Here is a 23,894-nt window from a genome sequence, read left to right as displayed (position 1 = left end):
CCTGATGTCGGCGGATGGGCGTAAGCGCCCATCCAGCTACGTCATGCAGTGGTCTCGCGCTCGATCCGCGTGAAATTTTCGACGCGCTTGGCGCTGTCGCGGCTCAAGGGGCGCTTGTGCAGCGCGCGGCTTGACGGGTGGATGCCGTCGGCATCGCCGGTCTTCTCGATCCGGTAGAAATGCTTCAGGCGCCCGCCGTCGCTTTGGGCGCGGTGATCGGCTAGGTGGCGGCTCATTCTCTCCTCCCGGGTGGCGAACGGTCGTGGGGTCAGCTTGCGCCCGAATCGCGCCTGCCACAAGACTTTCTACCCTGGATGGTAACACGGGTATGAAACCGCTGATCCGGGTCGCGCGGCCAGCGGTCATTCGCGGCTGTCTGCAGACTCGCGCCGCGCCTGTGCGCACAAGCGCACTTCCCGTCCGCTGCGCGACAGCATAGCTCTTGGTGCAGAAAGAGGTGCGCCCATGAGCCAGACCATCGAACTCGCGCTGGATACGTTCGGCGATGTGACCGTCGGCGCCGACGGCAATCGCCTGCCGCAGGATCAGGTGATCCGCAATGTCGTTGAAGAGGCGGTGCTCGCCGATCAGGTGGGCATCGACTATATCGGCCTTGGCGAACATCACCGCGACGATTTCGCGATCTCGGCGCCCGAGGTCATCCTCGGCGCGGTCGCCGCCCGCACCTCGCGCATCCGCATGGGGACGGCTGTCACCGTCCTGTCGTCAGACGACCCGATCCGCGTGTTCCAGCGGTTCTCCACGCTCAATGCCCTGTCGGGAGGCCGCGCCGAAGTGATCCTTGGCCGGGGGTCGTTTACCGAAAGCTTCCCGCTTTTCGGTTTCGACCTTCAGGACTATGAGCTGCTCTTCGAGGAAAAGCTCGACCTCTTCGCCCGTCTTATCCGCGAACCCGCCGTCAGCTGGCAGGGCCGGACCCGCCCGGCGCTGAAGAACCAGCGGGTCTTTCCGCCACTCGGTCCCAATCCTCTGAAGACCTGGATCGGCGTTGGTGGCAGCCCCGAGTCCGTGATCCGCGCCGTGCGCCACGACCTGCCGATGATGCTGGCGATCATCGGCGGCAATCCGGCGCGGTTCCGGCCTTTCGTCGACCTCTATCATCAGGCTTACGGCCAGATCGGCAAGGCGCCGCAGCCCCTGGGCGTGCATTCGCCGGGCCATGTCGCCGAAAGCGACGAGCGCGCGCGCGAAGAGCTGTGGCCCGGCTACAAGGCGCTGCACGACCGGATCGGGCGCGAACGCGGCTGGCCGCCCACAAGCCGTGACAATTTCGAGCGCGAGGCCGATCACGGCTCGCTCTATGTCGGGGCGCCCGAGACGGTGGCGAAAAAGATTGTCCAGACTGTGAAGGCGCTGGGTCTTGCGCGGTTCGAGATGAAATATTCCTCGGGCACGCTCGCACATGAGCATCTCATGCGCTCGATCGAGCTTTACGGCACCCGCGTCGCGCCGATGGTGCGGGACATGCTGGCCTGAGGCATTTAGCTTCCTGACATGCCTGCGGCGCCATGCGATGCTGAAGCGCCTTACGACGGCCAAAAAGGGGGAGGCTATGGCGGACAGGTTCGATCCCGACGGCGTCTCGGCAACGATGATGGCGGTGGTCACGGCGGGTCAGGGCGGTTTCGACCAACTGCTCTACCGATGCGTGCGGCGCCCCTTACCGAAGAACGGCGAGGTTCTGGTCCATGTCCTCGCCGCGGGCGTGAACAATACCGATATCAATACAAGGGTCGGCTGGTATGCGAGTACGGTCACGGCGTCGACCGCGGAAAGCCTCCAGCCGGCAGGCGAGGGCTCCGCTGAAGCAGGCGGCTGGCAGGGCGCAACACCGTTTCCGATGATCCAGGGGACCGATTGCGCGGGACGCATCGCCGGGTTTGGCGCTGGTGTCGATCCGGGGCTGCTGGGCCGCCGCGTGCTGGTCAGGCCGTGCATGAGGATCAACGGATTCCATGATCCGGCGACGCGCTGGCTGGCTGCAGATTTCGACGGCGCCTTCGCCCAGTTCGTGACCGTTCCGGCAAGTGAGGTCTTCGTCGTGGAATGCGACTGGACCGATGCCGAGCTCGCCAGCATTCCCTGTGCCTACGGCACGAGCGAGAACATGCTGCATCGCGCGCGTGTCGGCGCGGGCGAACTGGTTCTGGTGACGGGCGCCTCCGGTGGGGTTGGCTCTGCGACGGTGCAACTTGCCCGCCGGCGCGGCGCCAGGGTGATAGCCGTCGCGGCGCGCGGCAAGCACGACGACCTGCGCTCGATTGGCGCCGATCGTCTGCTCGACAGGGACGCCGACCCCGCGGAGGTACTGGGCACCGAAAGCGTGGATGTCGTGATCGACAATGTCGCAGGACAAGGCTTTCCGCGGCTGCTCAAGGCACTGCGCCGGGGCGGCCGCTATGTCTCGTCCGGCGCCATCGCCGGTCCGATCGTATCGCTCGACATGCGCGATCTCTACTTGAAGGACCTGACGCTGATCGGCACGACGGCCTGGGACGAGCCCGTCTTTCCAAACCTGATCGGCTATATCGAACGGAATGAAATCAGGCCACTTGTGGCTGCGACTTACCCGCTCTGCGACATCGCAAAGGCGCAGAAGGACTTCCTGGAGAAGCGCCATGTCGGCAAGCTGGTTCTCATTCCACCGTCTGCCGGTCAGGCCTGACCCCAGTCTGCTGCCTGCATTTCTCTCAGCCGACTTGCCGTCCGTTCGAACTCGAACGAGCCGGTCCCCTCGACATAGAGCCGCTCCGGCTCGTCGGCGGCCGAACAGATCAGGCGGACCTTGCCCTCATAAAGCGCGTCGATCAGCGTCACGAACCGTTTGGCCTCGTTGTAATTCTCGGCCGACAGATGGGGGATTTCCTCGACGATCAGCACCCTTACCGCCCTTGCAATTGCCAGATAGTCGGCGGGGCCGAGCGGCCGGCTGCAGAGATCCCAGAACGAGGCGCGTGCGACGCCTGAGCGGTGATCAGGCAGGGTAACGGGGCGGTTGTTCACGGTAAGAACCAGCGGCCCGTCGCCGCCTCCGCCGGTCAGTTCGCGCCAAATCCGGTCGATCTCGGTCCGCGCGGCGGTGTTCGCGGGCGTGAAATAGGTCCGCGCGCCTTCCAGCCGGTGCTGGCGGTAATCCGTCTCGCTCTCGATCTCGCAAACCGCCATCCGCGCCTTAAGAAGGTCGATGAACGGCAGGAACAGCGGCCGGTTCAGCCCGTCCTTGTAAAGATCGTCCGGCACCCGGTTCGAGGTCGTCACTACGCAGGTGCCGCGTTCGAAGAGCATCTGGAAAAGCCGGCCCACGATCATCGCATCGGCGATGTCGGTGATCTGCATCTCGTCAAACGACAGAAGCCGCAGCTGCGACGATATCTCCACCGCCACGGGGCGGATTGCGTCGTCCACCCCGGTCTTCCGCGCCGCGTGCAGGGCGGCCTGCACCTCCTGCATGAAGGCGTGGAAATGCACACGCCGCTTGGCGTCGATCGCGGTTGCCTCGTGGAAAAGGTCCATCAACATCGACTTGCCGCGCCCGACGCCGCCCCAGAGGTAGAGCCCCTTCGGCGCCACCGGCGGCTTGCCGAAGAGGCCGCCCAGGAAGCCCTTCTTCTTCTGCCCCTCTTCTTCCAGCGCCGCCCGGATGCGCTCGAATTCGGGCAGAAGCGCACGCTGGGCAGCGTCGGGGCGGATCGCACCCTCCGCCACCTTGCGGTCGTAGATCTCTGTCAGGCTTTCGCGCACGTCCGTCATGGGTCGCTGATAGCAACCCGCGCCGCGCCTGTCACTGTGCCCGGTATCGTGCGCCGGGTCAGAACGGCAGCTTGAAGTCGGGTGGCAGGCCGAAGCCTTCGGTCAGGCGCTTCATTTCCGCCTGTGCCCGTTCGCCCGCCTTGCGTTGAGCATCCTTGATCGCGGCAAGGATCAGGTCCTCGACCACTTCCTTCTGGGTCGGGTCGAAGATCGTGGGGTTGATGTCGAGCGCCTTGAGTTCCCCCTTCGCCGAACAGGTCGCCGTCACCAGCCCCGCGCCCGCCTCGCCCACGACCATGATCCGGTCGAAGCTTTCCTGCAGTTCGCCGATCTTGCCCTGCATCTCCTGCGCGGCCTTCATCATCTTGGCCATGTCGCCAAGGCCGCCGAGGCCCAATCCCTTAAGCATGTTCTCTCCTATTCCTCGAACGGGTCCCATTCGTCCTCGACCTCGGGCAGCGCGGTCAACGCCGCTTCGGTCCGCGTCTCCTCGGGCGTGCGGATCGCGGTGATCTTCGCGCCCGGGAAAGCGGCGAAGACCGCCTGGACGGTGGGGTTCTGCATCGCTTCTGTCTCGGCCTCCAGATAGGCGGCGTTGCGGACTTCGGCAATGGTCGGCTGGCCGCCCTCGGCCACGACCGAGACGCCCCAGCGCGTGCCAGTCCAGCTTTGCAGGCGTTGCGCGAGGGTTGCGGCCAGATCGCGGGGGGCGTCCGCCGTCGGTTCGAACTCGATCCGCCCCGGCGCGTAGCGGGCAAGGCGCAGATGGGTCTCGACCTCCATCAGAAGTTTCACGTCGCGGTTGGCGCGGATCAGTTCGACAACGGCCGGGAAAGTCGCATAGCGGGCGAGCGCGACATCGGGGGCGACAGCAAGCGCGGTGGCCGCGCCAGACGCGGTCGGCATGGCGGTTGTCGCGGCGCGGGGCGCGGCATGGGTCATTGTACCGCCCGGGGCGGGGCCGCGCCCGGTGGGCGCGGGCGCCGTGGGGCCGGGGCCCTCGGAAAGACGGCGGACCAGTTGTTCGGGGTCGGGCAGGTCGGCCACATGGGTGAGGCGGATCACAGCCATCTCGGCCGCCATCATCGCGTTCGGGGCCTGCGCCACCTCCTCGATCGCCTTCAGAAGCATCTGCCACATGCGGGTCAGGACTCGCATCGGCAGGGCGCCAGCCATGGCCAACCCGCGCGCCTTTTCGTCGGGCGGCACGGTCGGGTCGTCGGCGGCCTCGGGCGTGATCTTTATCACCGAGATCCAGTGGGTAACCTCGGCCAGATCACGCAGGACCGCCATCGGATCGGCGCCGTCGGCATATTGCGCGGAGAGTTCGGCGAGCGCCGCCGCCGCCTCGCCCTTCAGGATCATGTCGAAGAGGTCGAGAACCCTTCCCCGGTCAGCAAGCCCCAGCATGGCGCGCACCTGGGTCGCGGTTGTCTCGCCCGCGCCATGGCTGATCGCCTGATCGAGAAGCGAGGTCGCATCGCGCGCCGAGCCTTCGGCGGCGCGCGTGATAAGCGCAAGCGCCTCGTCGCTGATCAGGGCGCCCTCGGCGGACGCGATCTTTTGCAGAAGCGCGATCATCACTTCCGGTTCGATCCGGCGCAGGTCGAAGCGCTGGCAGCGCGACAGGACGGTGACCGGAACCTTGCGGATTTCGGTCGTGGCGAAGATGAATTTCACATGCGCGGGCGGTTCTTCCAGCGTCTTCAGCAGCGCGTTGAAAGCGTTCGTCGAGAGCATGTGCACTTCGTCGATGATATAGACCTTGTAGCGCGCCGAGGCCGCCCGGTAGTGGACGCTATCGATAATCTCGCGGATGTCACCCACGCCGGTGCGGCTGGCCGCGTCCATCTCCATCACATCGACATGGCGGCCTTCCATGATCGCGCGGCAGTGCTCGCACTGGCCGCAAGGATCGGTCGTCGGGCCGCCATTGCCGTCCGGCCCCACGCAGTTCAGGCCCTTGGCGATGATCCGCGCCGTCGTGGTCTTTCCCGTCCCCCGGATGCCGGTCATGATGAAGGCCTGCGCGATCCGGTCGGCGGCGAACGCGTTCTTCAGCGTGCGCACCATCGCTTCCTGACCGACGAGATCGGCGAAGGTTTCGGGCCGGTATTTGCGAGCGAGAACCTGATAGCGGGTCCCGGTGTCGTCGGTCATGCGCGCCTCGGAAGGTAGGGTCCGGGGCAGTCTAGAGAAGTGCTTGGGTGGCGTAAACCGGGCAGGCCGCTCTTCGCCCCTGACAGGGCTCATCGCTTAGACGCAGCGAAGAGGGCTGTCAGGCCCGATGAGCGTCCCGCCCGGGTGCTTGAGACGGTTGGGCGAGATCGTCGAGGATCGGGCAGTCGGGCCGATCATCGCCCGCGCAGCACTGAACAAGATGCGCCAGCGTCGCCCGCATCGAGCGTAGCTGGGCGATCTTGTCGTCTATCGCCTTCAGATGATCTTCGGCCAGCGCCTTCACCTGCGCGCTTTCGCGGCCCTTGTCTTCATACAGCTCCAGAAGCAGGCGACATTCCTCGATGCTGAATCCAAGCGTCCGGGCGCGGCCGAGGAACGCCAGCTTGTGCAGATCGCTGTCACGGAAACTACGATAGCCATTCGCGGCGCGCATGGGCTTTACCAAGCCGATATCCTCATAGAAGCGGATGGTCTTGGCCGGGAGGCCCGAGCGTTCAGCCACATCACCGATATTCATCGTGCGCCTCCCGACCGTTCGTCCATCGCAGGCGCGATGCGTCGGAGGCGCAAAGCGTTGGTCAGGACGAAGACCGAACTCAGCGCCATGGCCCCCGCCGCTAGGACCGGCGAGAGGAGAAGGCCGAAGGCCGGGTAAAGTGCCCCCGCGGCGACCGGTATCAGCGCGACATTATAGCCGAAGGCCCAGAACAGGTTCTCGCGGATATTGGCCATCGTGCGGCGCGAAACCTCAAAAGCGTTCACCACACCCCGAAGGTCGCCAGACATCAGCACCACGTCAGCACTTTCGATGGCGACATCCGTGCCGGTGCCGATGGCGATGCCGACATCGGCATGGGCAAGGGCGGGGGCATCGTTGATCCCGTCACCGACGAAGGCGATGCGGCCCGCAGCCTTCAACGTCTCAAGCGCCTCGACCTTGCCGCCCGGCAGCACATCGGCAACCACCCGGTCAATCCCGACCTCGGCTGCGATGGCCACTGCCGTCTCGCGCTTGTCGCCGGTGATCATTGCCACCTGGAGCCCGCGCGCCCTGAGCGCGGCGATGGCGGCGCGGCTGGCGGGCTTGACCGGGTCGGCGACGCCGATGACGGCGGCGATCCGGCCGCCGATGGCAGCGAAAAGCGCGGTCCTGCCACGCCGGGCAAGATCGGCCTGCGCTTCCGCGAGCGGGCCGAGGGCGATCCCTTCGCGGACCATCAGCCGCTCGGCCCCCACAAGCACGTCCTCAACTGCAACCATAGCACGCACGCCATAGCCAGTGAACGAGGCGAAATCCTGCACATCGAGCCTCTGCACACCCTCCGCCGCCGCGCCACGCACGATCGCTTCGGCGATCGGATGTTCAGACCGCGCCTCGGCCGCCGCGACGCGCGCCAGAACGTCCGCCCGCTCGAAACCGTCCGCAAGGATCACATCTGTCAGTTCAGGCCGCCCAAGCGTCACCGTGCCCGTCTTGTCGAGCGCCACGGTGACAACCCCGCTCAGCGCCTGCAACGCGTCGCCCTTGCGGAAGAGAACGCCAAGTTCTGCCGCGCGCCCCGTGCCCACCATGATCGAGGTGGGGGTCGCGAGCCCCATCGCACACGGGCAAGCGATGATCAGGACCGAAACGCCCGCGACGAGCGCGTAGGTGAGGGCCGGGTCTGGCCCTAGGAAAAGCCAAACGAGTACCGTCAAGACAGCCAGCGCCATCACGGCGGGCACGAACCAGAGCGTGATCCGGTCCACCAGCCCCTGAATGGGCAGCTTCGCGCCCTGCGCCTCTTCGACCATGCGGATAATCTGGGCGAGTGTCGTGTCGGCGCCGACCCGTGTAGCCCGGAAAGTGATGCTGCCCGCGCCGTTCACGGTGCCCCCGGTAACGGAAGTGCCCTGCACCTTGGCGACCGGCAGCGGTTCGCCGGTGATCATGCTTTCGTCGACATGGCTTTCGCCTTCGATGACCTCGCCGTCGACCGCGATCCGTTCGCCGGGGCGAACGAGGACCAGATCGCCCGCCTTCAGCGCCTCGATCTCGACCTCGCGCGGCTCACCGTCCGCAAGCACGGTCGCTGTCCGCACCTGAAGGCCCAGAAGCTTGCGGATTGCCGCGCCGGTGCGGCCCTTGGCCCGCGCCTCCATCCAGCGGCCGACGAGGATCAGGACGATGATAACCGCCGCCGCCTCGAAATAGACCGCGCGCACGCCCGCGGGCAGGAGGCCCGGCGCGAAGGTGGCGACAAGCGAATATGCATAAGCCGCGCCCGTTCCGACTGCGACGAGGCTGTTCATGTCGGGCGCGCCCTTGAGCAGCGCGGGAACGCCCTTGATGTAGAACTGCCGCCCCGGCCCGACCAGAACGGCGGTCGTCAGCGCGAACTGGACAAGCCAACTCGCCTCGCGCCCGATGGTCGCCATGATCAGATGATGGAAGGCGGGGATCATATGGCCGCCCATCTCCAAGACGAAGACCGGAACAGCCAGCAGCGCGGCGATCAGCACCTTAACCCTCAGCGAGCGCGCCTCCTCTTCCTTGCGCGTCGCCATGTCTTCGGCCGCATCAGCCTTCGCGACATGTGCGGCATAACCCGCGCTTTCTGTGGCACGGATCAGATCGGCCGGTTCAATCGCGCCATCAAGGTAGGTCACCTGCGCGTTCTCCGCCGCGAGGTTCACATGTGCCTCGGTCACGCCGGGAACGGCGGCCAGCGCCCGCTCCACCCGGCCCACACAGGAGGCGCATGTCATCCCCTCGACCGCAAGCGTCACCGTGGCCTTCCGCGCCGGGTATCCCAGCGCATCGAGCCTCTCCGCAACTGCCGCGAGGTTTTCCGGCCGCGCCAATGTCAGCCGCGCACTCTCTGACGCGAGATTGACCGAGACGCCGGACACGCCTTCAACGGCGGACAGGCCGCGGTCAACCCGAGCGACGCAAGAGGCGCAGGTCATACCTTCGACCGAGAGGGATATGGATTTGAGTTCATTCATCAGGGTACCGGATGCTTGTCTGACAGAGCAGATAAGGCTTCCAGATACTGGAAGGTCAAGGGCTCCTTCAGGATGATCGGACATTACGTCGGATCAGCCCGCAGATACCAGGTAGCGGCAAGGGTTTAGGCACACCGTCGTGGTCTTGCGCTCGATCGACCGTGTCACCGGTCCAGGCCGACGAGCGTCCTGACAACCTTGATCTGGTGCTCCCGAAAAGCCCGATCTTTCCAGCCGCAATCCGAAACCAGGCGCCGGAACATGGTTGGGTGGACCTGCGCCCAGATCGCCTCCGCGATCCGCGCCGGTTCGCCGGGCAGCGGGTGGCGCGCGTGGACGGCTATTGCTAGGCGCGTGAAGCTGCCGAGGAGCGCGCCTTTCATACGATCATCCCAGGCAGCCGCCGCTTCGGGGTCGCTTGCCGATGCGGCGTCGAGCAGGATGCCGACCGGATAAATGACCGGCAGATAGTCGAGCCAGATTTCCGCAAACCGCACAAGCACTTCCGGGTCCGGATCGGGCGTCGCCGCAACCTGCCTGAGCCGGGTCACGTGATCTGTCAGTGTGTCCTTGTGGCGCACCATAGCAAGAAGCAGGCCCGAGCGCCCGCCAAAGGCATAGAACAGGGCTTGACGGCTGACGCCCGCGCGTTTGGCCACTTCGGCCATCGCGACATCCGCCCGGCCGCTTTCCGAGATCAGATCCCATGCTGCATCAAGAATGGCCTGTTTGGTCGCCGTGGATATGGATTTTGGTTTACTCACGTTAACCTTAGTGTTAGTTTACCTGCGTTAACCTATATCATCGGAGATCGGAATGTCACCCGTTTCGGCGGTGGTTCTCCATATTGCCATCGGATCGATCGCCCTCGCCGGCTATTGGATCGCGCTGCTATCGCGCAAGGGCGCGGCCCTCCATCGTCGCGCGGGCCTTATCTGTCTGATAACGCTCGTAATGGTCGGATTCTCCGTTGCCCCCATCCTCCTTACTCGCGCAGGTCCTTTCGATCCGGGCTGGATCGTGCAGATGGTCTATCTCACCACCTGCCTGGCAACCGTCTCGATGATCGCGTTTGCCGCGATCAGGTGCAAATCCGACCCCGCGCGGTTTCGTGGCATGGCCTTCCGCATCTTGGGGCCGGTGCTCTTGGTCCTCGGGTTTGTGGTTCTGGCGGCAGGTATCGCCAACCGTGATCCCGTCGCAATCGTCCTGTCCTGGGTCGGCCTCGCCTTTGGCCCGGCTATGATCGCCTTTTCACGGTACAGGGAGGCGCTGCACCCGCGATGGTGGCTGGGATGGCATCTGAATGCTGTGTGCGCCCTATTCAACGCTGTGAACGGCACGTTCCTTTTCGTCGCCGCGCGCTGGCTCGACCTGGCGGACGACAGTGCGCTGCAGCAAGCGGGCTTTCAACTGCTGACGATAATTGCCGCACTGTCGCTGCGGATCTATCTTGGAGCGAAGTTCGGGGCGCCCTGGCGCTTCGGACGCACCAGCCAGCGGCAACCCTTCGGCGACTTGGGGCGGGTCGTCCCGGCTAACACGGAACCAATGTTGCCAACGCGCGTTTGCCCGTCCTGCTCGGGGCATGAACCCGGTCGAGCCGAATAAGTGGCGGAGGGAATGGACCTGATATCCAACCTTCTCCAGTCCGTAAATAATTGTTATTGATGGAATATAATTGAGTTGAGCAGGTCATCGGATCACGGAGCGACTGCCATCCAAATCGAGCGGCAGATGACCGACGGCTACTCTGCAGCCTGGAGTTCGCGGTCCTGCCTTGGAGGCACTCCGAACTTGCGGGCGTATTCCCGAGAGAACTGGGCCGAACTTTCGTATCCAACCCCGAACGCGATCTCTGAGACCTTCTCGTTCGTGCTTCGCAAAGCCTCGCGGGCCCGCAGAAGGCGCAGATCCTTCTGGTATTGCAGCGGCGACGTGCCCGTGACAGCCTTGAAGTGCTCGAAAAAGGCGGAACTGCTCATGCCTGCCCGGCCCGCAAGGTCGCCGACCACGAGCGGGCGGGCGAGGTCCGACTGGATCTCGCGCGTGGCTTCGAAGATGCGGCTTGCGGTCGTTTCAACCCAGAGGAGCCGTTGCAGCGGCACGGCATGGGGGCCCAGCAGGAGGCGCGCGTGGATTTCGCGCGCGGTGATCGGGGCCAGCAGGCGGCGGGCCTCGGGGCTTTCGCATTGGTGCAGATAGCGCAGCAGCGCATCCTTCATCCCTGCGTCGCCGGGGCAGAGCGAGATCGAGAACGGATCGCGCGGCGACTGGCCCGTGCGCGGCGGCACATCGGGCGCAAGCCCGCGCAGAAGATCGAGGTCGATGGGAAAGACCAGCGCCACATAGGGCAGGTCAGCTGCGGCTTCGGTGATGCGCGAGACCACAGGCAGGGCGTGGCTGACCACCAGCGATTGCCCGTGACCGACGCGCAGGGTCCGGCTGCTGGTGCAAACCTCCTTGGCGCCCTGCAGCACTAGGCACAGGAGCGGGCGGTAGACGGTCGCGTCCTGCCCGGTGGGCGCGGTGTGGCGCAGGAAATGCATCCCGCTGGGCGGATGCGCCAGGGCGGGCAGAGATGGCGCGTGGCGGTCCATCAGCGCGGTGACGTGGTGCAACAATGAGTTGGGGGTCATGCCGGTCCCTCCTGCACTCTGTCTAGCACGGATCAATTCCCAACCTAACTGAAAACTGTCCTTTCTGGAGAATCAGGCAAGAATCCCGGTCAAACAGGGAAGAATGCCATGGGCGTACGGACTATGGTTGCTCGATCAACAGCAGAGGACGGCGATCATGGCAAAAGTTTTCATCACCGGGATAGCGGGCGGTTTCGGCAGGCCCACGGCGCTGGCGCTGTTGGCGAAGGGGCACGATGTCGCGGGCAGCGTTCGCAGCCGGGCGGGGCACAACGCCGCCACGGTCGCCGAGTTGGAAGCGCCGGGCGCGCGGATCGTCGAGATGGACGTGACCGACAGAGCCAGCACCGAGGCCGGCGTGGCGCAGGCCATTGCGGCGCTGGGTGGTCTGGACGTGCTGTTCAACAACGCCGGGATCGGATCCTACGGCATCCAGGAACTGATGTCGCCCGAGGACATGACCCGTGTCTTTGACGTGAATGTCACGGGTGTTCAGCGGGTGATGCGCGCCGCCCTGCCGCACATGCGGGCACAGGGACGCGGCACTGTCCTTTACTCCTCCAGCCTGATCGGCCGGATCGCGACGCCGTTCTACGGCACCTATTCCGCATCGAAATGGGCGCTGGAGGCGATCGTGGAATGCTATCGGACGGAACTGTCGGGTTTTGGTATCGAGTCCTGCATCCTCGAGCCGGGAGCGATGCCGACCGCCTTCTTCGACGGAATGGTTGCGCCGAACGACCCTGACCGCGAGACCGGCTATGGCGATTTCGCAAAGGTACCTGCGATGTCCGCGGCTGGCCTTGCCCAGATGCTTGAGGCCACGCCCGACCAGCGGCCCGAGCGGATCGCCGAGGCGGTGGTGGCCCTGCTGGACGTGCCGTTCGGGGAGAAACCCTTTCGCACGGTCGTTGACCACACCGGCGTCGGCCCCGAGATCGAGCGCTACAACGACGTGCTGCACGACGTGACGCGCACTGTCCTGACCAATTTTGGCATCGAGCGGATGCTTGACCTGAACGCCTGAGGAGAACCACATGAAGACCATTCTGATCACAGGCGCCTCCTCCGGCATCGGCAAGGCGACCGCCCTGCGCTTTCAATCCGAGGGCTGCAACGTCATCGCCACCATGCGCGATCCCTCCGCCGGGGGCGACCTGGCGGCACTCGACAACGTTCTGGTCACACGGCTGGACGTGACCGACGCGGGCTCCATCGCCGCGGCGGTGACTGACGGCTTGTCCCGCTTCGGTGCAATTGACGTGCTTCTGAACAACGCCGGCTACGGCGCCTATGGCCCGCTCGAGGCCTTCTCGGCTGAGCGTATCCGCCGCCAGTTCGACACCAACGTAATCGGCCTTCTGGAGGTGACGAAGGCCGTCTTGCCGCACATGCGGTCGAACCAGTCTGGCACAATCGTCAACGTCTCGTCCATCGGCGGGCAGATCACTTTCCCGCTCGGCACGCTCTACCACGGCACCAAGTTCGCCGTCGAAGGGCTGTCGGAGGCGCTGCACTACGAGCTGGAGCCGCTCGGCATCCGGGTGCGCATCGTCGAGCCGGGCATGGTCCGGACAGACTTCGGTGGCAGGTCCTTCGACTTTGCAATGGACGAAACGCTCACCGACTACGCCCCGACCGCCGAGGCCATGGGGCGCCTCTTCGGCAAGCTGGCCACCGACCCGTCGGCACCCGAGATCGTTGCCGGGGTGATCTGGCAGGCGGTGACCGAAACCGGAGACCGTCTCCGCTTCCGGGCCGGTGCCGATGCCCATGCCTTGCTTGACGACCGAAAGGCCAAGGACGACGCGGCCTTCATCGGCGGGCTCAAGGAGCTGATGAAGGACTGAACGCGCAGTATCAGGCGATGGGCAAAGTGTGATCGCCGTCGGTTCCTCAGAATTCGAAAGAGTTTCCCCGTGGGTCTCAGCGCCGGACACCGAAAGTGGCCGATTCCTTGCCACTTCTTCCCCCCAATGTTCCAACACGCATTGTTGCTTGGCAGCGCTGTCAGGTCGTCACCACGATCTTGCCGCCGGCCGCGTTTCCTTCCATTGTCCGGTGCGCCTCGACGATCTCGTCGATGGGGAACATGCGGCCGATCGGAGCGCGGAACGTACCCGCCTCGACCGCGTCGATCACCTGCTGCAGCGGCGTCGCGATGAAGTCGTCGGCGCCGCCGGCGTAGGTGGTCAGGTTCACGGCTGTTGGGATCGCCCCCATCGGGCTGAAGCGCTCGAACTCCCAGGCATTGCCGACCATGCCGGTCATGCAGACCGCCCCGCCGGGCGCTGCCGCCTGTAGGCTGTCGAGCAGCGTCGTCGTGCCGACAAGCTCCAGCACGCGCTGCACGCCGCGGGGATGTGCGGCCTTCACCGCCTCGGCGATCTGCCCGTCATCGACGAAGACCTCGTCGGCGCCATTGGCCAGCAGCATCTCGCGCCGGTCCGCCCGGCGCGTCGTGGCCAGCACGCGAAGTCCGGCCTGCCGCGCCAGGATCGCGGCCGTCAGCCCGACCGAGGTCGTCCCGCCTCGGATCAGGAGCGTTTCGTCTGCGGTGATGCGCAAGGCCGTGTGGAGTGAGCCCCACGCCGTCTGCACCATTTCGGGCAGCGCCCCGAGCACGGGCCAGGCAAGGCCCGTGTCGAGCTTCTGGACCTGTCCGGCGGGGACCAGGGTGTATTCGGCATAGCCGCCGTCGAAGACGCGACCCATGCCGCCCATAGCTGTCGCCACCCGGTCCCCGACTTTGAACCTGCCGTCCGGATCGGCCGCGACCTCGCCCACCGCCTCGATGCCCAGGACACGCGGGAATGCCACGTTCGGAGAATGGCCCTGCCGGGTGAACAGCTCTGATCGGTTGAGCCCGAAGGCCCGTACGCGGATCAGGATCCAGCCGCGCCTTGGCTCAGGGATCGGGCGTTCTTCCAGTTTCAGGACCTCGGGGCCGCCGGCCTCGTGGATCACCACCGCTTTCATCGTGTTCATGCTGCCGCCCTCCTGATGGTGTTACTGCCTGCATCATGCCGCGCCGCGCGGCGGGTTCGTGGTGCAGAACGCATACCGCGCGATCTTCCACGCCCCTTCGATACGCTGCATCACGAACAGCTCCTGGTTGGCCTCCGGGCCGCTTTCGCCGGTCGCCAGCACGGTCACCGTACCGGTCGAGTTGGTGCGCGCGAAGGCCCAATCCTCTGCAACCGGCACGGCCTCGACGATGTCGAAGGCAACCGACAGCCGGATGGTGGCGAAGACGCCGTCATAGGCCGCCCGCACTTGCGCCGCTCCGACCGCGGACGGAAAGTGCTGCGGCATGAACACGCCATCGTCTGCGTAGAGTTCCATCACAGCTTCGGTGTCTCTGGCGTTGAGCGCCATTTCGTACCGGCGCAGAGTGTCGGTGATCGCGGCGGCTGCACCCGCCCCCGGGCCGCGAGCGCCGTCTGCCGGGGCCCGCAGATGCCCTGTCCGGGCCGGCCGTCCCATCTTTTCGAGAATAGACATGTGCGTTTCCTCTGTTGGCTGGTCTCAGCCAAAGGAATTTGCCACTATCCCTTTTTTTGGAATTAGCCGTAGAATTCGAGAATCATAATCTCGTTTGAGGGATAATAGATGCAGGACTTCGCCGCGATGGCCTATTTCGTCCACGTCGTCGAACAGGGCGGATTTTCAGCGGCCGCGCGTCATCTGTCCGAACCCCTGTCCACGATCAGCCGCCGTGTCGCCGAGTTGGAGCAGAGCCTTGGCGTCAGGCTGCTGGAACGATCGACCCGAAAGGTCAGGCTGACAGATCTTGGCGAGACCTATTTCGACTATTGCCGGCGTGGGCTGCAGGAGTTCGATGCAGGAACGCTTGCCCTTCGGGACCAGCAATCTGCCGTCTCAGGCCTGCTGAGGATCACGGTGCCGCCCAGTCTGGTCGAGCCGTTCTTCCTGCCGGCCGTGGTCGCGTTCCAAGCGCAATATCCCAACGCGCGCGTCGCGATCCTGAGCACCGAGCGCTACGTGGACCTGCTGCACGACCGTATCGACGTCGCCTTCCGAATCAGCCCGCTGAAGGACAGCCAGATGACCATCAGGCGCATTGCAAGCTACGCCATGTATCTGGTGGCGGCGCCGTCCTACCTGAAAGGGCAGCCGCCGGTGGCGGCGCCTGCGGACCTGTCGTCGCACCGGTTCGTCGCCTTCGAGGTTGGACCCGGCCCCGTGACCTGGAGCCTGAGGCAGCAATCGGCCGCGAAACCGGACAACGCGGTAGCCGTCGAATTGGTGCCGCATCTGTCGATGAACGACTTCGCGGGCGTCCTTGCTGCGACGATCGCCGGGTGCGGGATCGCCCGGATACCCTCCATCCTGTGTGCGTCGCCCCTGCGGGAGGGTCGGCTGTCACGCGTCCTGTCCGGCTGGACGTTCGATCCGGTGACGATCTCGGCCGTGACGCCCGGAACCCGCAACATGTCCCGGCTCAATCGCCTCTTCCTCGATCATTGCGCTGCAACTCTTCCGGGAATGCTGGCGCAGGCTGAAGTATAGGCGCATCGGCAACCGCTGCTTGGACGTTTCAGCTGACCCCTACCTGGTCACGACGATCTTGCCGCCGGCGGCCCCCCCGTCCAGCAGATGATGCGCTTCCCGGATGCCCTCGACCGGGAACACCCTGGCCAGACTGCTTGGAACAATAGCGCCGGCAATTCCGTTGGCGACCGCATCCAGCGGTGCATCCTTGAGAAGGAGCGCGTCCGAACCCAGCATCTGGCCGTTGAAGAAACTGAGCTTCACGGTGTTGGGGATGTCCATCTGTCCGCCATCAGCGCCCATGGAACAGTTTAGCATGATTGCGTAGCGGAGGGTTTGCAGCTCATCGTGACCCCACATGGAGGTGGAGATGAGAAAGAACCCCGTGGCGACGAAGGCGCCTGCCGAGCAGGTAGTGAAGGACATCCGGCGCGCGACGCGCAATCTGCATTCGTCTGAGGAGAAGATCCGGATTGTCTTGTCCGGTCTTCGTGGCGAAGACAGCATCGCCGAGCTGTGCCGCAAGGAGGGCATTGCCCAACGCCTGTACTACAGCTGGTCCAAGGAGTTCCTTGACGCTGGCAAGAAGCGGCTGGCTGGCGACACCGCCCGCCAAGCCAGCACGGGCGAGGTCAAGGAGCTGCGCGCCGAGGCCACTGCGCTGAGGGAACTCGTGGCTGACCCGACCTTGGAAAACCGCTTGCTCAAAAAAAGCATGAGCGGGGCTGGGGGCGACCAAGAATGAGATACCCAGCAGCTGAAAAGCTCGAAATCATCCGGCTCGTGGAGCAATCGCATCTTCCTGTCCGGCGCACGCTGGCAAAGATCGGTATCCCGCCCACGACGTTCTACCGGTGGTATGACCGGCTCGTCGAACACGGGCCCGAGGGTCTGGAGGACCGGTCTTCTTCAACTTCCCGAGTCTGGAACCGTTCCCCGACGCGGTGCGGGATCGGATCGTGGCCCTGGCGCTCGAGGAGCCCGAACTGTCGCCGCGCGAATTGGCGGTTCGGTTCACCGACACGAAAAAGTATTTTGTGTCAGAGGCTTCCGTCTATCGCCTACTCAAGTCCCACGATCTGATCACCAGCCCGGCCTACATCGTCATCAAGGCGGCAGATGAGTTCAATGACAAGACCACGGCGCCGAACCAGATGTGGCAGACCGATTTTACCTACCTCAAGGTCATTGGATGGGGCTGGTTTTACCTGTCTACGATCCTCGATGACTACTCGCGATACGTCGTCGGCTGGAAGCTCTGCGGCACCATGCGGGCCGAGGACGTCACCAATACGCTCGACATCGCCCTGGCCGCGGCAGAGCTGCGACAGCGCAAAGGTTCTGCACAAACCGCGGCTTCTCAGCGATAATGGCTCGTCCTACATCGCCGAGGATCTGGCCAAATACCTCGAGGACAAAGGCATGGCACATGTCCGCGGCGCGCCGATGCATCCCCAGACCCAAGGCAAGATCGAACGCTGGCACCAGACCCTGAAGAACCGCATTCTCTTGGAAAACTACTTCCTCGAGGGCGAACTTGAGGCCGCCATCGCTGCCTTCATCGACCACTACAACAATCACCGCTACCACGAGAGCATCGGCAACCTGACCCCCGCTGACGTCTACTTCGGGCGCGGCGAAACCATCCTGGCTCAAAGGAGGCGCATCAAACAGCAGACCATCCAAAACCGCCGCTTGAACCATCAGCGTCAAGCAGCATAACCTGAACCCGATGAGCCCGAGCTCTCCGCTCCAAAATTTGGCCACCCGTTCCAAAGCATTCGACGACGGACAGCCTCGATCCTAGGCCTGACCCGACAGCGTGCGGATGAAGGCCGAGAACAGCTCGCCCTGTGAGGAGATGCGCAGCTTGCCGTAGATGTTGCGGCGGTGAATGCGCACCGTTCCGGGCGAAATATCTAGAAGGCGGCCGATCGCATCGGCGGAATGGCCCTTCAGTGTATACTCCGCGATCTCTCGTTCACGGCGCGTCAGAAGATCGCCGCCAAAACTGTGGAAAGATTTCTCAACGTGGGTATCAAACCCACGCGGCCCGTTGCCCCGCGCGCCCAGATCGAACCGCGAGGAGAGGTCATGCCATTGCCGTCGCACGATCGCGGCAATCACCGGAAACATCTCGGCCAGGCGCGCAACTTCGCGCGTCGTAAAGCTACGGGCGGCACGCATTAGCGAAACCACAGCCATCGCGCCGCCCGGCAGGTCGACGAAATAACCGATTTCTTCCGCAAGACCGGTACGGACATAATAGTTGCGGAAATATTCGCCTTGATAGAAGCGGTCAGGCGCGAGATCGCGCATGCGGTAAAGACCGGGCTCGACCGGCCGCGCAGCGGCGAGGCAGAAGGGATCGAGCATGTAGGGCCCGTCCTGATAGTCGGTTACGAAGACCTGCCGCTTGTCCGCCGGGAAATCGTCAAAAAGGTCGATGGGGCGCGCGGCGCCGCGATAACCGAAGATCACCATGTAGTCGAAGGAGGCGATGGCGCGCACGAGGCTTGCGAGCCTCGGGGGAAGGGTTTCCTGCCCCAGATCGGCGATCAACTCACCCATGAGCTGAATTTCATAAGGCCTGTTCACGGGCGCCTCGGCCTCTCTGGGACTATGCAGTTTGTGATATATACAACAAACGGCCAAGTTCATACGATTTCTATGGTTTTGAAGCATAGAGACCTAGGATGGATTCCAACGCCGACCCAGTGGTGCAGGCGCCGATCGCCGAATTCCGCGGCGTCGGGAAAAGGTTTGGCACGGTCGTCGCGGCCGACGATCTGTCGCTTGCCATCGGGCGCGGTGAATTCTTGTCTTTCCTCGGGCCGTCCGGTTGCGGCAAGACAACGGCGCTGAGAATGCTCGCGGGGTTCGAGCAGCCGACCTTCGGCGAGGTTCTCATCGATGGCGTAGTGGTCAACGAGGTTCCCGCCCATCAGCGCCCGGTCAATATGGTGTTCCAGCATTATGCGCTGTTTCCGCACCTGAACGTCGCCGGCAATATCTCTTACGGGCTGCGCCAGCTGCGTCCCCAGCCTTCCGCGCTGGAAATCTCTGTGGCGGTCGAGCGCGCGCTTGACACTGTGCGCCTACCCGGGTTCGGCCTGCGCCGCATCTGGGAGATGTCGGGCGGTCAGCAGCAGCGCGTGGCGCTCGCCCGTGCGATCATCAACCAGCCGAAGATCCTGCTTCTGGACGAGCCACTGGCGGCGCTCGACAAGAAGCTGCGCCATGACATGCAGATCGAATTGCAGAATCTGCAGCGCAGTCTGGGCATCACATTCATCTTGGTCACGCACGATCAGGAAGAGGCGCTGTCTATGTCGGACCGTATCTGCATTATGCGCGAGGGACGCATCGTTCAGATCGGCAGCCCGCGCGAGCTGTATGATCAGCCGCGTAACCGCTATGTCGCGGATTTTGTGGGGAAATCGAATTTCTTCACGGGTCGCGTGACCGCTCTGACCGACGGACAGGCGCGGCTTGAAGGCGCGGGCGGGCTGGTGTTTTCGGGGTCGGTAGGTGATGGTGTGAGGGTGGATACGGCTGCGACGGCCAGCATCAGACCCGAACAGATCGTCCTGGCGCGATCGGGTCCGGGGCTACAGGTGAGCGTCGTCAACCGCATCTTTCTGGGCGAGCACACCGAATATCTCGTCCGGAACCCTGATGTCGGTGAATTCCTGATCCTAGCCTCACGCCAAGCGGAAGCCGGGGAGGGCAATTTCGAGCCGGGTCAAACGGGTTTTGCCCGCTGGCCCGAAAATGCTGCACGGATACTGACCAACGACTGACAACCAACGGGGAGAATGAACATGACGGATCGTAATGACTTCATCTCGCGCAAGAAGTTCATCGAGGAGTTGGAGCGCTACCGGAAGGGCTCGGTCAGCCGCCGCCATTTCCTTGGCGTCACAGGACTGGGGCTCGCGACCTCGGTGCTGGGTTCGGCCATGCCGGGCCCGCGCAGCGCTGCATGGGCACAGGCCAACATCGGAGACAGGGTTTCGCTGTGCACCTGGCCAAACTACCATGACCCAGCTAATTTCGAGGCATTCACGGCTGCGACCGGGGCGGCGGTCGATGTCAGTGTCTTCGGCTCGAACGAGGAAATGCTCGCGAAGCTGCAAGCGGGCAGCACCGGCTGGGATGTGTTCGTGCCGACGAACTACACGATCACGACCTATGTTTCGCTCGACCTCATCCAGCCGATCGACCTGAGCCGTATCCCGAATTTCGACGCCGGGGCCTTCAATCCGCGTTTCGCCGAGGCCGGAACGGTCGATGGCAAGGTCTATGCGCTTTCCAAGGACTGGGGGACGACGGGCTTTGCGGTCAATACCAGCCATCTGGGTGACCTCGCCAAGCCCACGTCCTGGAAGGAATTCTGGGACATGACGCGGGCGGAGTTCACCGGCCGGACGATGGTGCACGACTATCAGCTGACGACGATCGGCAATGCGCTGAAGTACTACGGATATTCCTTCAATTCGGTCGATGCGAACGAACTGGCGGATGCCGAGAGGCTGCTTCTGGATGCAAAACCGCATCTCTTTGCCATCAATTCGGACTATCAGCCCTCGATGCGGTCCGGCGATGCCTGGATGACGGTCTGCTGGACCGGCGACGGCAAGCAGCTGAACCGCGACATGCCCGAGATCGAATATGTGCTCGGCAAGGAAGGCGGCGAGATCTGGTCCGATTTCTACGCCATTCCGAAGGATGCTCCGCATCTGGACGCGGCCTATGCGCTGATCAACTTCCTGCTGGATCCGGCGGTCAACGAGAGGGAGCAGATGTTCCACGGCTATCCGACAGCCGATACCCGCGTCGATGCGCTGTTGCCGCCCGAGGTGCTGGCGGACCCGATCCTCTATCCGGCGGCAGAGCTTCTCAGCGCGCTTGAATTCGGGGCGGCGGTGACGCTGACCGATCCGAACCGGGCAGAGCTGATGGCGCGGTTCAAGTCGGCCTGAGGCCATGCAGGGAAGGCTCAGGATTACGCTCTTTCTACTGCCGGCAGCGGCATGGTTCGTGACCATGCTTGTGCTGCCCTTGATCGTTGTCCTGATCTTTTCCTTCGGCGAAAGGGCGGCGGCCGGAGGATATGCCGCCGCCTTGTCGCTGGAGAACTTTCTCAACCTTGGCGCCCGTTGGACGGCGTTCAAGAACACGTTGACGCTGGCGCCGGTGGGTACCTTCCTCTGCCTCGTCATCGCCTATCCACTGGCCTACTTCCTTGCGATACGCGCCAGCGCGCGCTGGCGAACGCTCCTTCTGATCCTGGTCATCGTGCCCTTCTGGACATCGATCCTGATCCGGTCCTACGCCTGGATATTCCTGTTGGGCGGCCAGGGCCTGCCGCGCTTCATCGAGTTTCTGGGACTTGGCAGCCCACGCCTGATCAACACACCCTTCGCCGTCCTCTTAGGCATCGTCTACGGCTATCTGCCGCTGATGGTCTTTCCGATCTACGTCAGCCTCGAACGGCTCGACAAAAGGCTGTTGGAGGCTTCGGCAGACCTCGGTTCGCCGCCCTGGCGCAGTTTTCTGCAGGTGACGCTGCCCCTGTCAATGCCGGGCGTCGCGACCGGCTGCATGCTGGTCTTCATTCTGCTGATGGGGGAATATCTGATCCCGCAGATGCTCGGCGGCGGCAAGGTGTTCTTTGTGGGCAACGCGCTTGTCGATCTCTTCCTGCAATCGCGCAACTGGCCCTACGGTGCGGCCGTGGCGGTTGCGCTGGTTGCCATCATGCTTGTCACCGTAACCGCCTACATGCGTCTTACGCGCCGATGGGCGGGTGGGCGCGATGACGTGTCACTGATGTAGGGGGCGGACATGCGCATCTATGCCCTCGCCGTCTATCTGTTCCTTTACACACCGATCGCCATCATTGCGGTCTTCTCGTTCAATTCCGGGCGCCATGCGGCACAGCTGCAGGGCTTTTCCGTCCAGTGGTACGGCAAGGCCCTGTCCAACCCTTTCGTGATGGAGGCGCTGAAGACGAGCGCGACCGTCGCGTTCCTGTCGGCGCTTCTCGCGGTGGTCGCAGGTACGCTGGCGGCATTGGCCCTGCAGGGCGTCAAGGGTCGGGTCAGGGCGCTGTTCGACGCGCTTATCTATGTCGCCGTGATGGTACCGGGGATCGTCATCGGCATCGCGACTCTGATCGCGCTGGTCACGCTGTTTGACTGGCTGAATCCGATCCTGGCGTCGCTCTGGCCGGTGTCCGAGCGCGCGCCGCAATTGCAAATGGGAAAAATTTCGCTTGTCGCCGCGCACGGGCTTTTCGCAATGGCGCTGGTCATCATCATTGTCCGGGCGCGGATAGCCGGGATGGATCGCAGCCTGATCGAGGCATCGGCCGACCTGGGCGCGACACCTTGGGGCACGTTCCGTCAGGTGACGCTGCCGCAGATTTTTCCGGCGATCCTTGCGGGGTTCCTTCTGTCCTTCACCTTCAGCTTCGATGATTTCATCGTCGCCTTCTTCGTTGCGGGGTCAGAAACAACCCTGCCGATCTATGTATTTTCCTCGATCCGGCGGGGCGTGACGCCGGAAATCAACGCCATCGGCGCCATGGTGCTCGCGGCATCGCTTGTGCTTCTGATCACCGCGCAGACCATCCTGCAGCGCGGTCGCGCAGGCCGGGGTTCCTGAGCGATGCGTGCCGGGGCCGAACGCGACATGCTGCAGGGACGTGTCGCCTTCGTCACCGGTGCGGGCGCAGGCATAGGCCGGGCGGGTGCGCTAGCGCTGGCGCGAGCCGGGGCCTTTGTCATCGTTAGCGACCTTGACCCGGACCGCGCCATCCGTGTGGCCGATGAAATCACGGAGCTTGGCGGGCGGGCAAAGGGATTGGGCCTCGACGCGTCCGACGATCTGGCACTGATCGCTGCGATCGACGCTGCCGCTGTTCGCCATGGGAGGCTTGATATCCTGCATTCGCACGCGGGTATTCAGATCCCCGGAGCGCTGGAGCAGGTTACGGCCGACGACATGGACCTTTCATGGCGGCTGAACGTGCGCGCCCATTTCGTCGCAGCGCGGGCGGCGATGGCCCACATGAGGCCGCGTGGACGAGGTTCCATCATTATCACCGCGTCGAATTCTGGCGTGCAGTATGACCGGGAAATGATCGCCTATGCGACGACGAAACATGCGGTCATCGCCATGGCCCGCCAGATTGCCGCCGACTATGGCCGTTTCGGCGTGCGCTGCAATGCGCTTTGTCCGGGGTTCGTCGATACCAGTTTCAACGCTGGTTTCGAGCGTCAGATGGGCGGCCGCACGGCCCTGGAAGGCTATGTTGCGGGGCAGATACCGATGGGCCGTTGGGCGCTGGCGGAGGAGATCGCCGACAGTATCGTCTATCTCGCCTCGGACCGGTCATCCTTCATGACCGGCCATGCGCTGGTGATTGACGGGGGCGAGAGCCTTTAATCCTGGCCGCACAGCCCCCAGGGGTGCTGCCAGACGAATTCGAACCAGTCTCCACAAAGACAGTGAAGCTGTCCCTTATCCCGCGCAGAGACCGCGCCACACGGCGAGAGCGGCGGCGCGGTTGAGCTTGAAAGGGGGTCGGCTGGTGAGGCTGCGTTCCTGGTTGAAGTGGTTGGTCACGGAAGCGTGGACGGTGGCGAATTTCTGAAGACTTCGCATCCGCCGGAAGCGAAGCATCGCCTGCTCTCGTCGTCGGAACGGCAGGCGTTAGGGTCCAGACTCATTGACCGTCAAAGCCAGAACATGACGGTAGCGGCGAGGGCGACAGCGGACAGGAAGGTCTTG

23 protein-coding genes and 2 pseudogenes are annotated in these 23,894 nt (G+C 64.0%); 12 read left to right on the top strand and 13 right to left on the bottom strand.

What is annotated here, in order from left to right; all coding sequences use genetic code 11:
• Positions 1-41: 41 nt before the first annotated feature.
• Positions 42-236 carry a hypothetical protein gene (locus OU426_RS12500; protein WP_267634359.1) on the bottom strand — a complete coding sequence of 65 codons (195 nt, stop codon included), beginning with the start codon at positions 234-236 and terminating at the stop codon, positions 42-44.
• A 229-nt stretch (positions 237-465) separates the two neighbouring features.
• Here OU426_RS12500 and OU426_RS12495 point away from each other — a divergent pair, with 229 nt between their 5' ends.
• On the top strand, positions 466-1,497 hold the full coding sequence (locus OU426_RS12495) for an LLM class flavin-dependent oxidoreductase (protein WP_267634358.1): 1,032 nt from the start codon (positions 466-468) through the stop codon (positions 1,495-1,497).
• Positions 1,498-1,573: 76 nt separating this feature from the next.
• Complete coding sequence (locus OU426_RS12490; protein ID WP_267634357.1) at positions 1,574-2,686, top strand: alcohol dehydrogenase family protein; 1,113 nt, start codon at positions 1,574-1,576, stop codon at positions 2,684-2,686.
• Here the strand turns inward: OU426_RS12490 and zapE are convergent.
• From zapE to OU426_RS12460, 6 genes are all read right to left on the bottom strand, one after another.
• A complete protein-coding gene (gene zapE / locus OU426_RS12485; RefSeq protein ID WP_267634536.1) occupies positions 2,677-3,762 on the bottom strand; it encodes a cell division protein ZapE in 1,086 nt (361 codons plus the stop codon). The two genes, OU426_RS12490 and zapE, sit on opposite strands and share 10 nt — an antisense overlap.
• A 67-nt stretch (positions 3,763-3,829) precedes the next feature.
• On the bottom strand, positions 3,830-4,180 hold the full coding sequence (locus OU426_RS12480) for a YbaB/EbfC family nucleoid-associated protein (RefSeq protein WP_267634356.1): 351 nt from the start codon (positions 4,178-4,180) through the stop codon (positions 3,830-3,832).
• Between the two features lie 8 nt (positions 4,181-4,188).
• Positions 4,189-5,931 (bottom strand): DNA polymerase III subunit gamma/tau, encoded by a 1,743-nt coding sequence (locus OU426_RS12475; protein ID WP_267634355.1) that lies wholly within the window; start codon positions 5,929-5,931, stop codon positions 4,189-4,191.
• A gap of 118 nt (positions 5,932-6,049) precedes the next feature.
• Positions 6,050-6,469 (bottom strand): Cu(I)-responsive transcriptional regulator, encoded by a 420-nt coding sequence (cueR, locus tag OU426_RS12470; RefSeq protein WP_267634354.1) that lies wholly within the window; start codon positions 6,467-6,469, stop codon positions 6,050-6,052.
• Complete coding sequence (locus OU426_RS12465) at positions 6,466-8,940, bottom strand: heavy metal translocating P-type ATPase (RefSeq protein ID WP_267634353.1); 2,475 nt, start codon at positions 8,938-8,940, stop codon at positions 6,466-6,468. The genes cueR and OU426_RS12465 overlap by 4 nt, the downstream gene beginning before the upstream one ends.
• A 164-nt stretch (positions 8,941-9,104) precedes the next feature.
• The gene (locus OU426_RS12460) at positions 9,105-9,704 is read right to left on the bottom strand and encodes a TetR/AcrR family transcriptional regulator (protein ID WP_267634352.1); all 600 of its coding nucleotides are present in this window, start codon (positions 9,702-9,704) and stop codon (positions 9,105-9,107) included.
• 52 nt (positions 9,705-9,756) lie between these two features.
• Between OU426_RS12460 and OU426_RS12455 the strand changes: the two genes are divergently transcribed.
• A complete protein-coding gene (locus tag OU426_RS12455) occupies positions 9,757-10,551 on the top strand; it encodes a hypothetical protein (protein WP_267634351.1) in 795 nt (264 codons plus the stop codon).
• 137 nt (positions 10,552-10,688) lie between these two features.
• On the opposite strand, the gene OU426_RS12450 is transcribed toward OU426_RS12455, so the two are convergent.
• The gene (locus OU426_RS12450; RefSeq protein ID WP_267634350.1) at positions 10,689-11,579 is read right to left on the bottom strand and encodes an AraC family transcriptional regulator; all 891 of its coding nucleotides are present in this window, start codon (positions 11,577-11,579) and stop codon (positions 10,689-10,691) included.
• A gap of 157 nt (positions 11,580-11,736) precedes the next feature.
• Between OU426_RS12450 and OU426_RS12445 the strand changes: the two genes are divergently transcribed.
• Together OU426_RS12445 and OU426_RS12440 are read left to right on the top strand one after the other, a co-directional pair.
• Positions 11,737-12,606 carry an SDR family NAD(P)-dependent oxidoreductase gene (locus tag OU426_RS12445; RefSeq protein ID WP_267634349.1) on the top strand — a complete coding sequence of 290 codons (870 nt, stop codon included), beginning with the start codon at positions 11,737-11,739 and terminating at the stop codon, positions 12,604-12,606.
• A 10-nt stretch (positions 12,607-12,616) separates the two neighbouring features.
• Positions 12,617-13,429 (top strand): SDR family oxidoreductase, encoded by an 813-nt coding sequence (locus OU426_RS12440; RefSeq protein ID WP_267634348.1) that lies wholly within the window; start codon positions 12,617-12,619, stop codon positions 13,427-13,429.
• Between the two features lie 160 nt (positions 13,430-13,589).
• Here the strand turns inward: OU426_RS12440 and OU426_RS12435 are convergent, their stop codons facing one another.
• Both OU426_RS12435 and OU426_RS12430 read right to left on the bottom strand, forming a co-directional pair.
• Positions 13,590-14,567, bottom strand: a complete 978-nt coding sequence (locus OU426_RS12435; protein ID WP_267634347.1) for a zinc-binding alcohol dehydrogenase family protein — start codon at positions 14,565-14,567, stop codon at positions 13,590-13,592.
• A 33-nt stretch (positions 14,568-14,600) separates the two neighbouring features.
• Positions 14,601-15,083, bottom strand: coding sequence for a YybH family protein (locus OU426_RS12430; protein ID WP_267634346.1), 483 nt, complete (start codon positions 15,081-15,083; stop codon positions 14,601-14,603).
• A 108-nt stretch (positions 15,084-15,191) separates the two neighbouring features.
• Between OU426_RS12430 and OU426_RS12425 the strand changes: the two genes are divergently transcribed.
• On the top strand, positions 15,192-16,112 hold the full coding sequence (locus tag OU426_RS12425) for a LysR family transcriptional regulator (protein ID WP_267634345.1): 921 nt from the start codon (positions 15,192-15,194) through the stop codon (positions 16,110-16,112).
• 39 nt (positions 16,113-16,151) lie between these two features.
• Here OU426_RS12425 and OU426_RS12420 read toward each other — a convergent pair whose 3' ends face one another.
• Complete coding sequence (locus tag OU426_RS12420) at positions 16,152-16,376, bottom strand: MDR/zinc-dependent alcohol dehydrogenase-like family protein (RefSeq protein WP_267634344.1); 225 nt, start codon at positions 16,374-16,376, stop codon at positions 16,152-16,154.
• Positions 16,377-16,464: 88 nt separating this feature from the next.
• Here OU426_RS12420 and OU426_RS12415 point away from each other — a divergent pair.
• Positions 16,465-17,816, top strand: a pseudogene (locus tag OU426_RS12415) (IS3 family transposase).
• 81 nt (positions 17,817-17,897) lie between these two features.
• Here the strand turns inward: OU426_RS12415 and OU426_RS12410 are convergent.
• The gene (locus OU426_RS12410) at positions 17,898-18,665 is read right to left on the bottom strand and encodes a helix-turn-helix transcriptional regulator (protein ID WP_267634343.1); all 768 of its coding nucleotides are present in this window, start codon (positions 18,663-18,665) and stop codon (positions 17,898-17,900) included.
• Positions 18,666-18,811: 146 nt separating this feature from the next.
• Here OU426_RS12410 and OU426_RS12405 point away from each other — a divergent pair, with 146 nt between their 5' ends.
• Genes OU426_RS12405 through OU426_RS12385 form a run of 5 tightly spaced genes read left to right on the top strand, consistent with a single transcriptional unit; the run spans position 18,812 to position 23,549 of the window.
• Complete coding sequence (locus OU426_RS12405; RefSeq protein ID WP_267634342.1) at positions 18,812-19,897, top strand: ABC transporter ATP-binding protein; 1,086 nt, start codon at positions 18,812-18,814, stop codon at positions 19,895-19,897.
• Between the two features lie 21 nt (positions 19,898-19,918).
• A complete protein-coding gene (locus OU426_RS12400; RefSeq protein ID WP_267634341.1) occupies positions 19,919-21,079 on the top strand; it encodes an ABC transporter substrate-binding protein in 1,161 nt (386 codons plus the stop codon).
• 4 nt (positions 21,080-21,083) lie between these two features.
• Complete coding sequence (locus OU426_RS12395) at positions 21,084-21,935, top strand: ABC transporter permease (RefSeq protein WP_267634340.1); 852 nt, start codon at positions 21,084-21,086, stop codon at positions 21,933-21,935.
• 9 nt (positions 21,936-21,944) lie between these two features.
• Positions 21,945-22,766 carry an ABC transporter permease gene (locus OU426_RS12390; RefSeq protein ID WP_267634339.1) on the top strand — a complete coding sequence of 274 codons (822 nt, stop codon included), beginning with the start codon at positions 21,945-21,947 and terminating at the stop codon, positions 22,764-22,766.
• A gap of 3 nt (positions 22,767-22,769) precedes the next feature.
• On the top strand, positions 22,770-23,549 hold the full coding sequence (locus OU426_RS12385) for an SDR family NAD(P)-dependent oxidoreductase (protein ID WP_267634338.1): 780 nt from the start codon (positions 22,770-22,772) through the stop codon (positions 23,547-23,549).
• Between the two features lie 75 nt (positions 23,550-23,624).
• Here OU426_RS12385 and OU426_RS12380 read toward each other — a convergent pair.
• Positions 23,625-23,813 (bottom strand): annotated as a pseudogene (locus tag OU426_RS12380) (IS6 family transposase); the annotation flags it as partial.
• Between the last annotated feature and the right edge of the window lie 81 nt (positions 23,814-23,894).

Source organism: Frigidibacter sp. RF13 (assembly GCF_026626305.1).
GTDB lineage: Bacteria > Pseudomonadota > Alphaproteobacteria > Rhodobacterales > Rhodobacteraceae > TMP-24.
This window is presented reverse-complemented; position numbering and strand designations above follow the sequence as displayed.

Bases quoted from the DNA above. Each gene is read 5' to 3' on its own strand.
- OU426_RS12500 (WP_267634359.1), bottom strand. From the start codon at position 236: ATGAGCCGCCACCTAGCCGATCACCGCGCCCAAAGCGACGGCGGGCGC.
- OU426_RS12495 (WP_267634358.1), top strand. From the start codon at position 466: ATGAGCCAGACCATCGAACTCGCGCTGGATACGTTCGGCGATGTGACC.
- OU426_RS12490 (WP_267634357.1), top strand. From the start codon at position 1,574: ATGGCGGACAGGTTCGATCCCGACGGCGTCTCGGCAACGATGATGGCG.
- OU426_RS12480 (WP_267634356.1), bottom strand. From the start codon at position 4,180: ATGCTTAAGGGATTGGGCCTCGGCGGCCTTGGCGACATGGCCAAGATG.
- OU426_RS12475 (WP_267634355.1), bottom strand. From the start codon at position 5,931: ATGACCGACGACACCGGGACCCGCTATCAGGTTCTCGCTCGCAAATAC.
- cueR (WP_267634354.1), bottom strand. From the start codon at position 6,469: ATGAATATCGGTGATGTGGCTGAACGCTCGGGCCTCCCGGCCAAGACC.
- OU426_RS12465 (WP_267634353.1), bottom strand. From the start codon at position 8,940: ATGAATGAACTCAAATCCATATCCCTCTCGGTCGAAGGTATGACCTGC.
- OU426_RS12455 (WP_267634351.1), top strand. From the start codon at position 9,757: ATGTCACCCGTTTCGGCGGTGGTTCTCCATATTGCCATCGGATCGATC.
- OU426_RS12450 (WP_267634350.1), bottom strand. From the start codon at position 11,579: ATGACCCCCAACTCATTGTTGCACCACGTCACCGCGCTGATGGACCGC.
- OU426_RS12445 (WP_267634349.1), top strand. From the start codon at position 11,737: ATGGCAAAAGTTTTCATCACCGGGATAGCGGGCGGTTTCGGCAGGCCC.
- OU426_RS12440 (WP_267634348.1), top strand. From the start codon at position 12,617: ATGAAGACCATTCTGATCACAGGCGCCTCCTCCGGCATCGGCAAGGCG.
- OU426_RS12435 (WP_267634347.1), bottom strand. From the start codon at position 14,567: ATGAACACGATGAAAGCGGTGGTGATCCACGAGGCCGGCGGCCCCGAG.
- OU426_RS12430 (WP_267634346.1), bottom strand. From the start codon at position 15,083: ATGTCTATTCTCGAAAAGATGGGACGGCCGGCCCGGACAGGGCATCTG.
- OU426_RS12425 (WP_267634345.1), top strand. From the start codon at position 15,192: ATGCAGGACTTCGCCGCGATGGCCTATTTCGTCCACGTCGTCGAACAG.
- OU426_RS12420 (WP_267634344.1), bottom strand. From the start codon at position 16,376: ATGGACATCCCCAACACCGTGAAGCTCAGTTTCTTCAACGGCCAGATG.
- OU426_RS12410 (WP_267634343.1), bottom strand. From the start codon at position 18,665: ATGGGTGAGTTGATCGCCGATCTGGGGCAGGAAACCCTTCCCCCGAGG.
- OU426_RS12400 (WP_267634341.1), top strand. From the start codon at position 19,919: ATGACGGATCGTAATGACTTCATCTCGCGCAAGAAGTTCATCGAGGAG.
- OU426_RS12395 (WP_267634340.1), top strand. From the start codon at position 21,084: ATGCAGGGAAGGCTCAGGATTACGCTCTTTCTACTGCCGGCAGCGGCA.
- OU426_RS12390 (WP_267634339.1), top strand. From the start codon at position 21,945: ATGCGCATCTATGCCCTCGCCGTCTATCTGTTCCTTTACACACCGATC.
- OU426_RS12385 (WP_267634338.1), top strand. From the start codon at position 22,770: ATGCGTGCCGGGGCCGAACGCGACATGCTGCAGGGACGTGTCGCCTTC.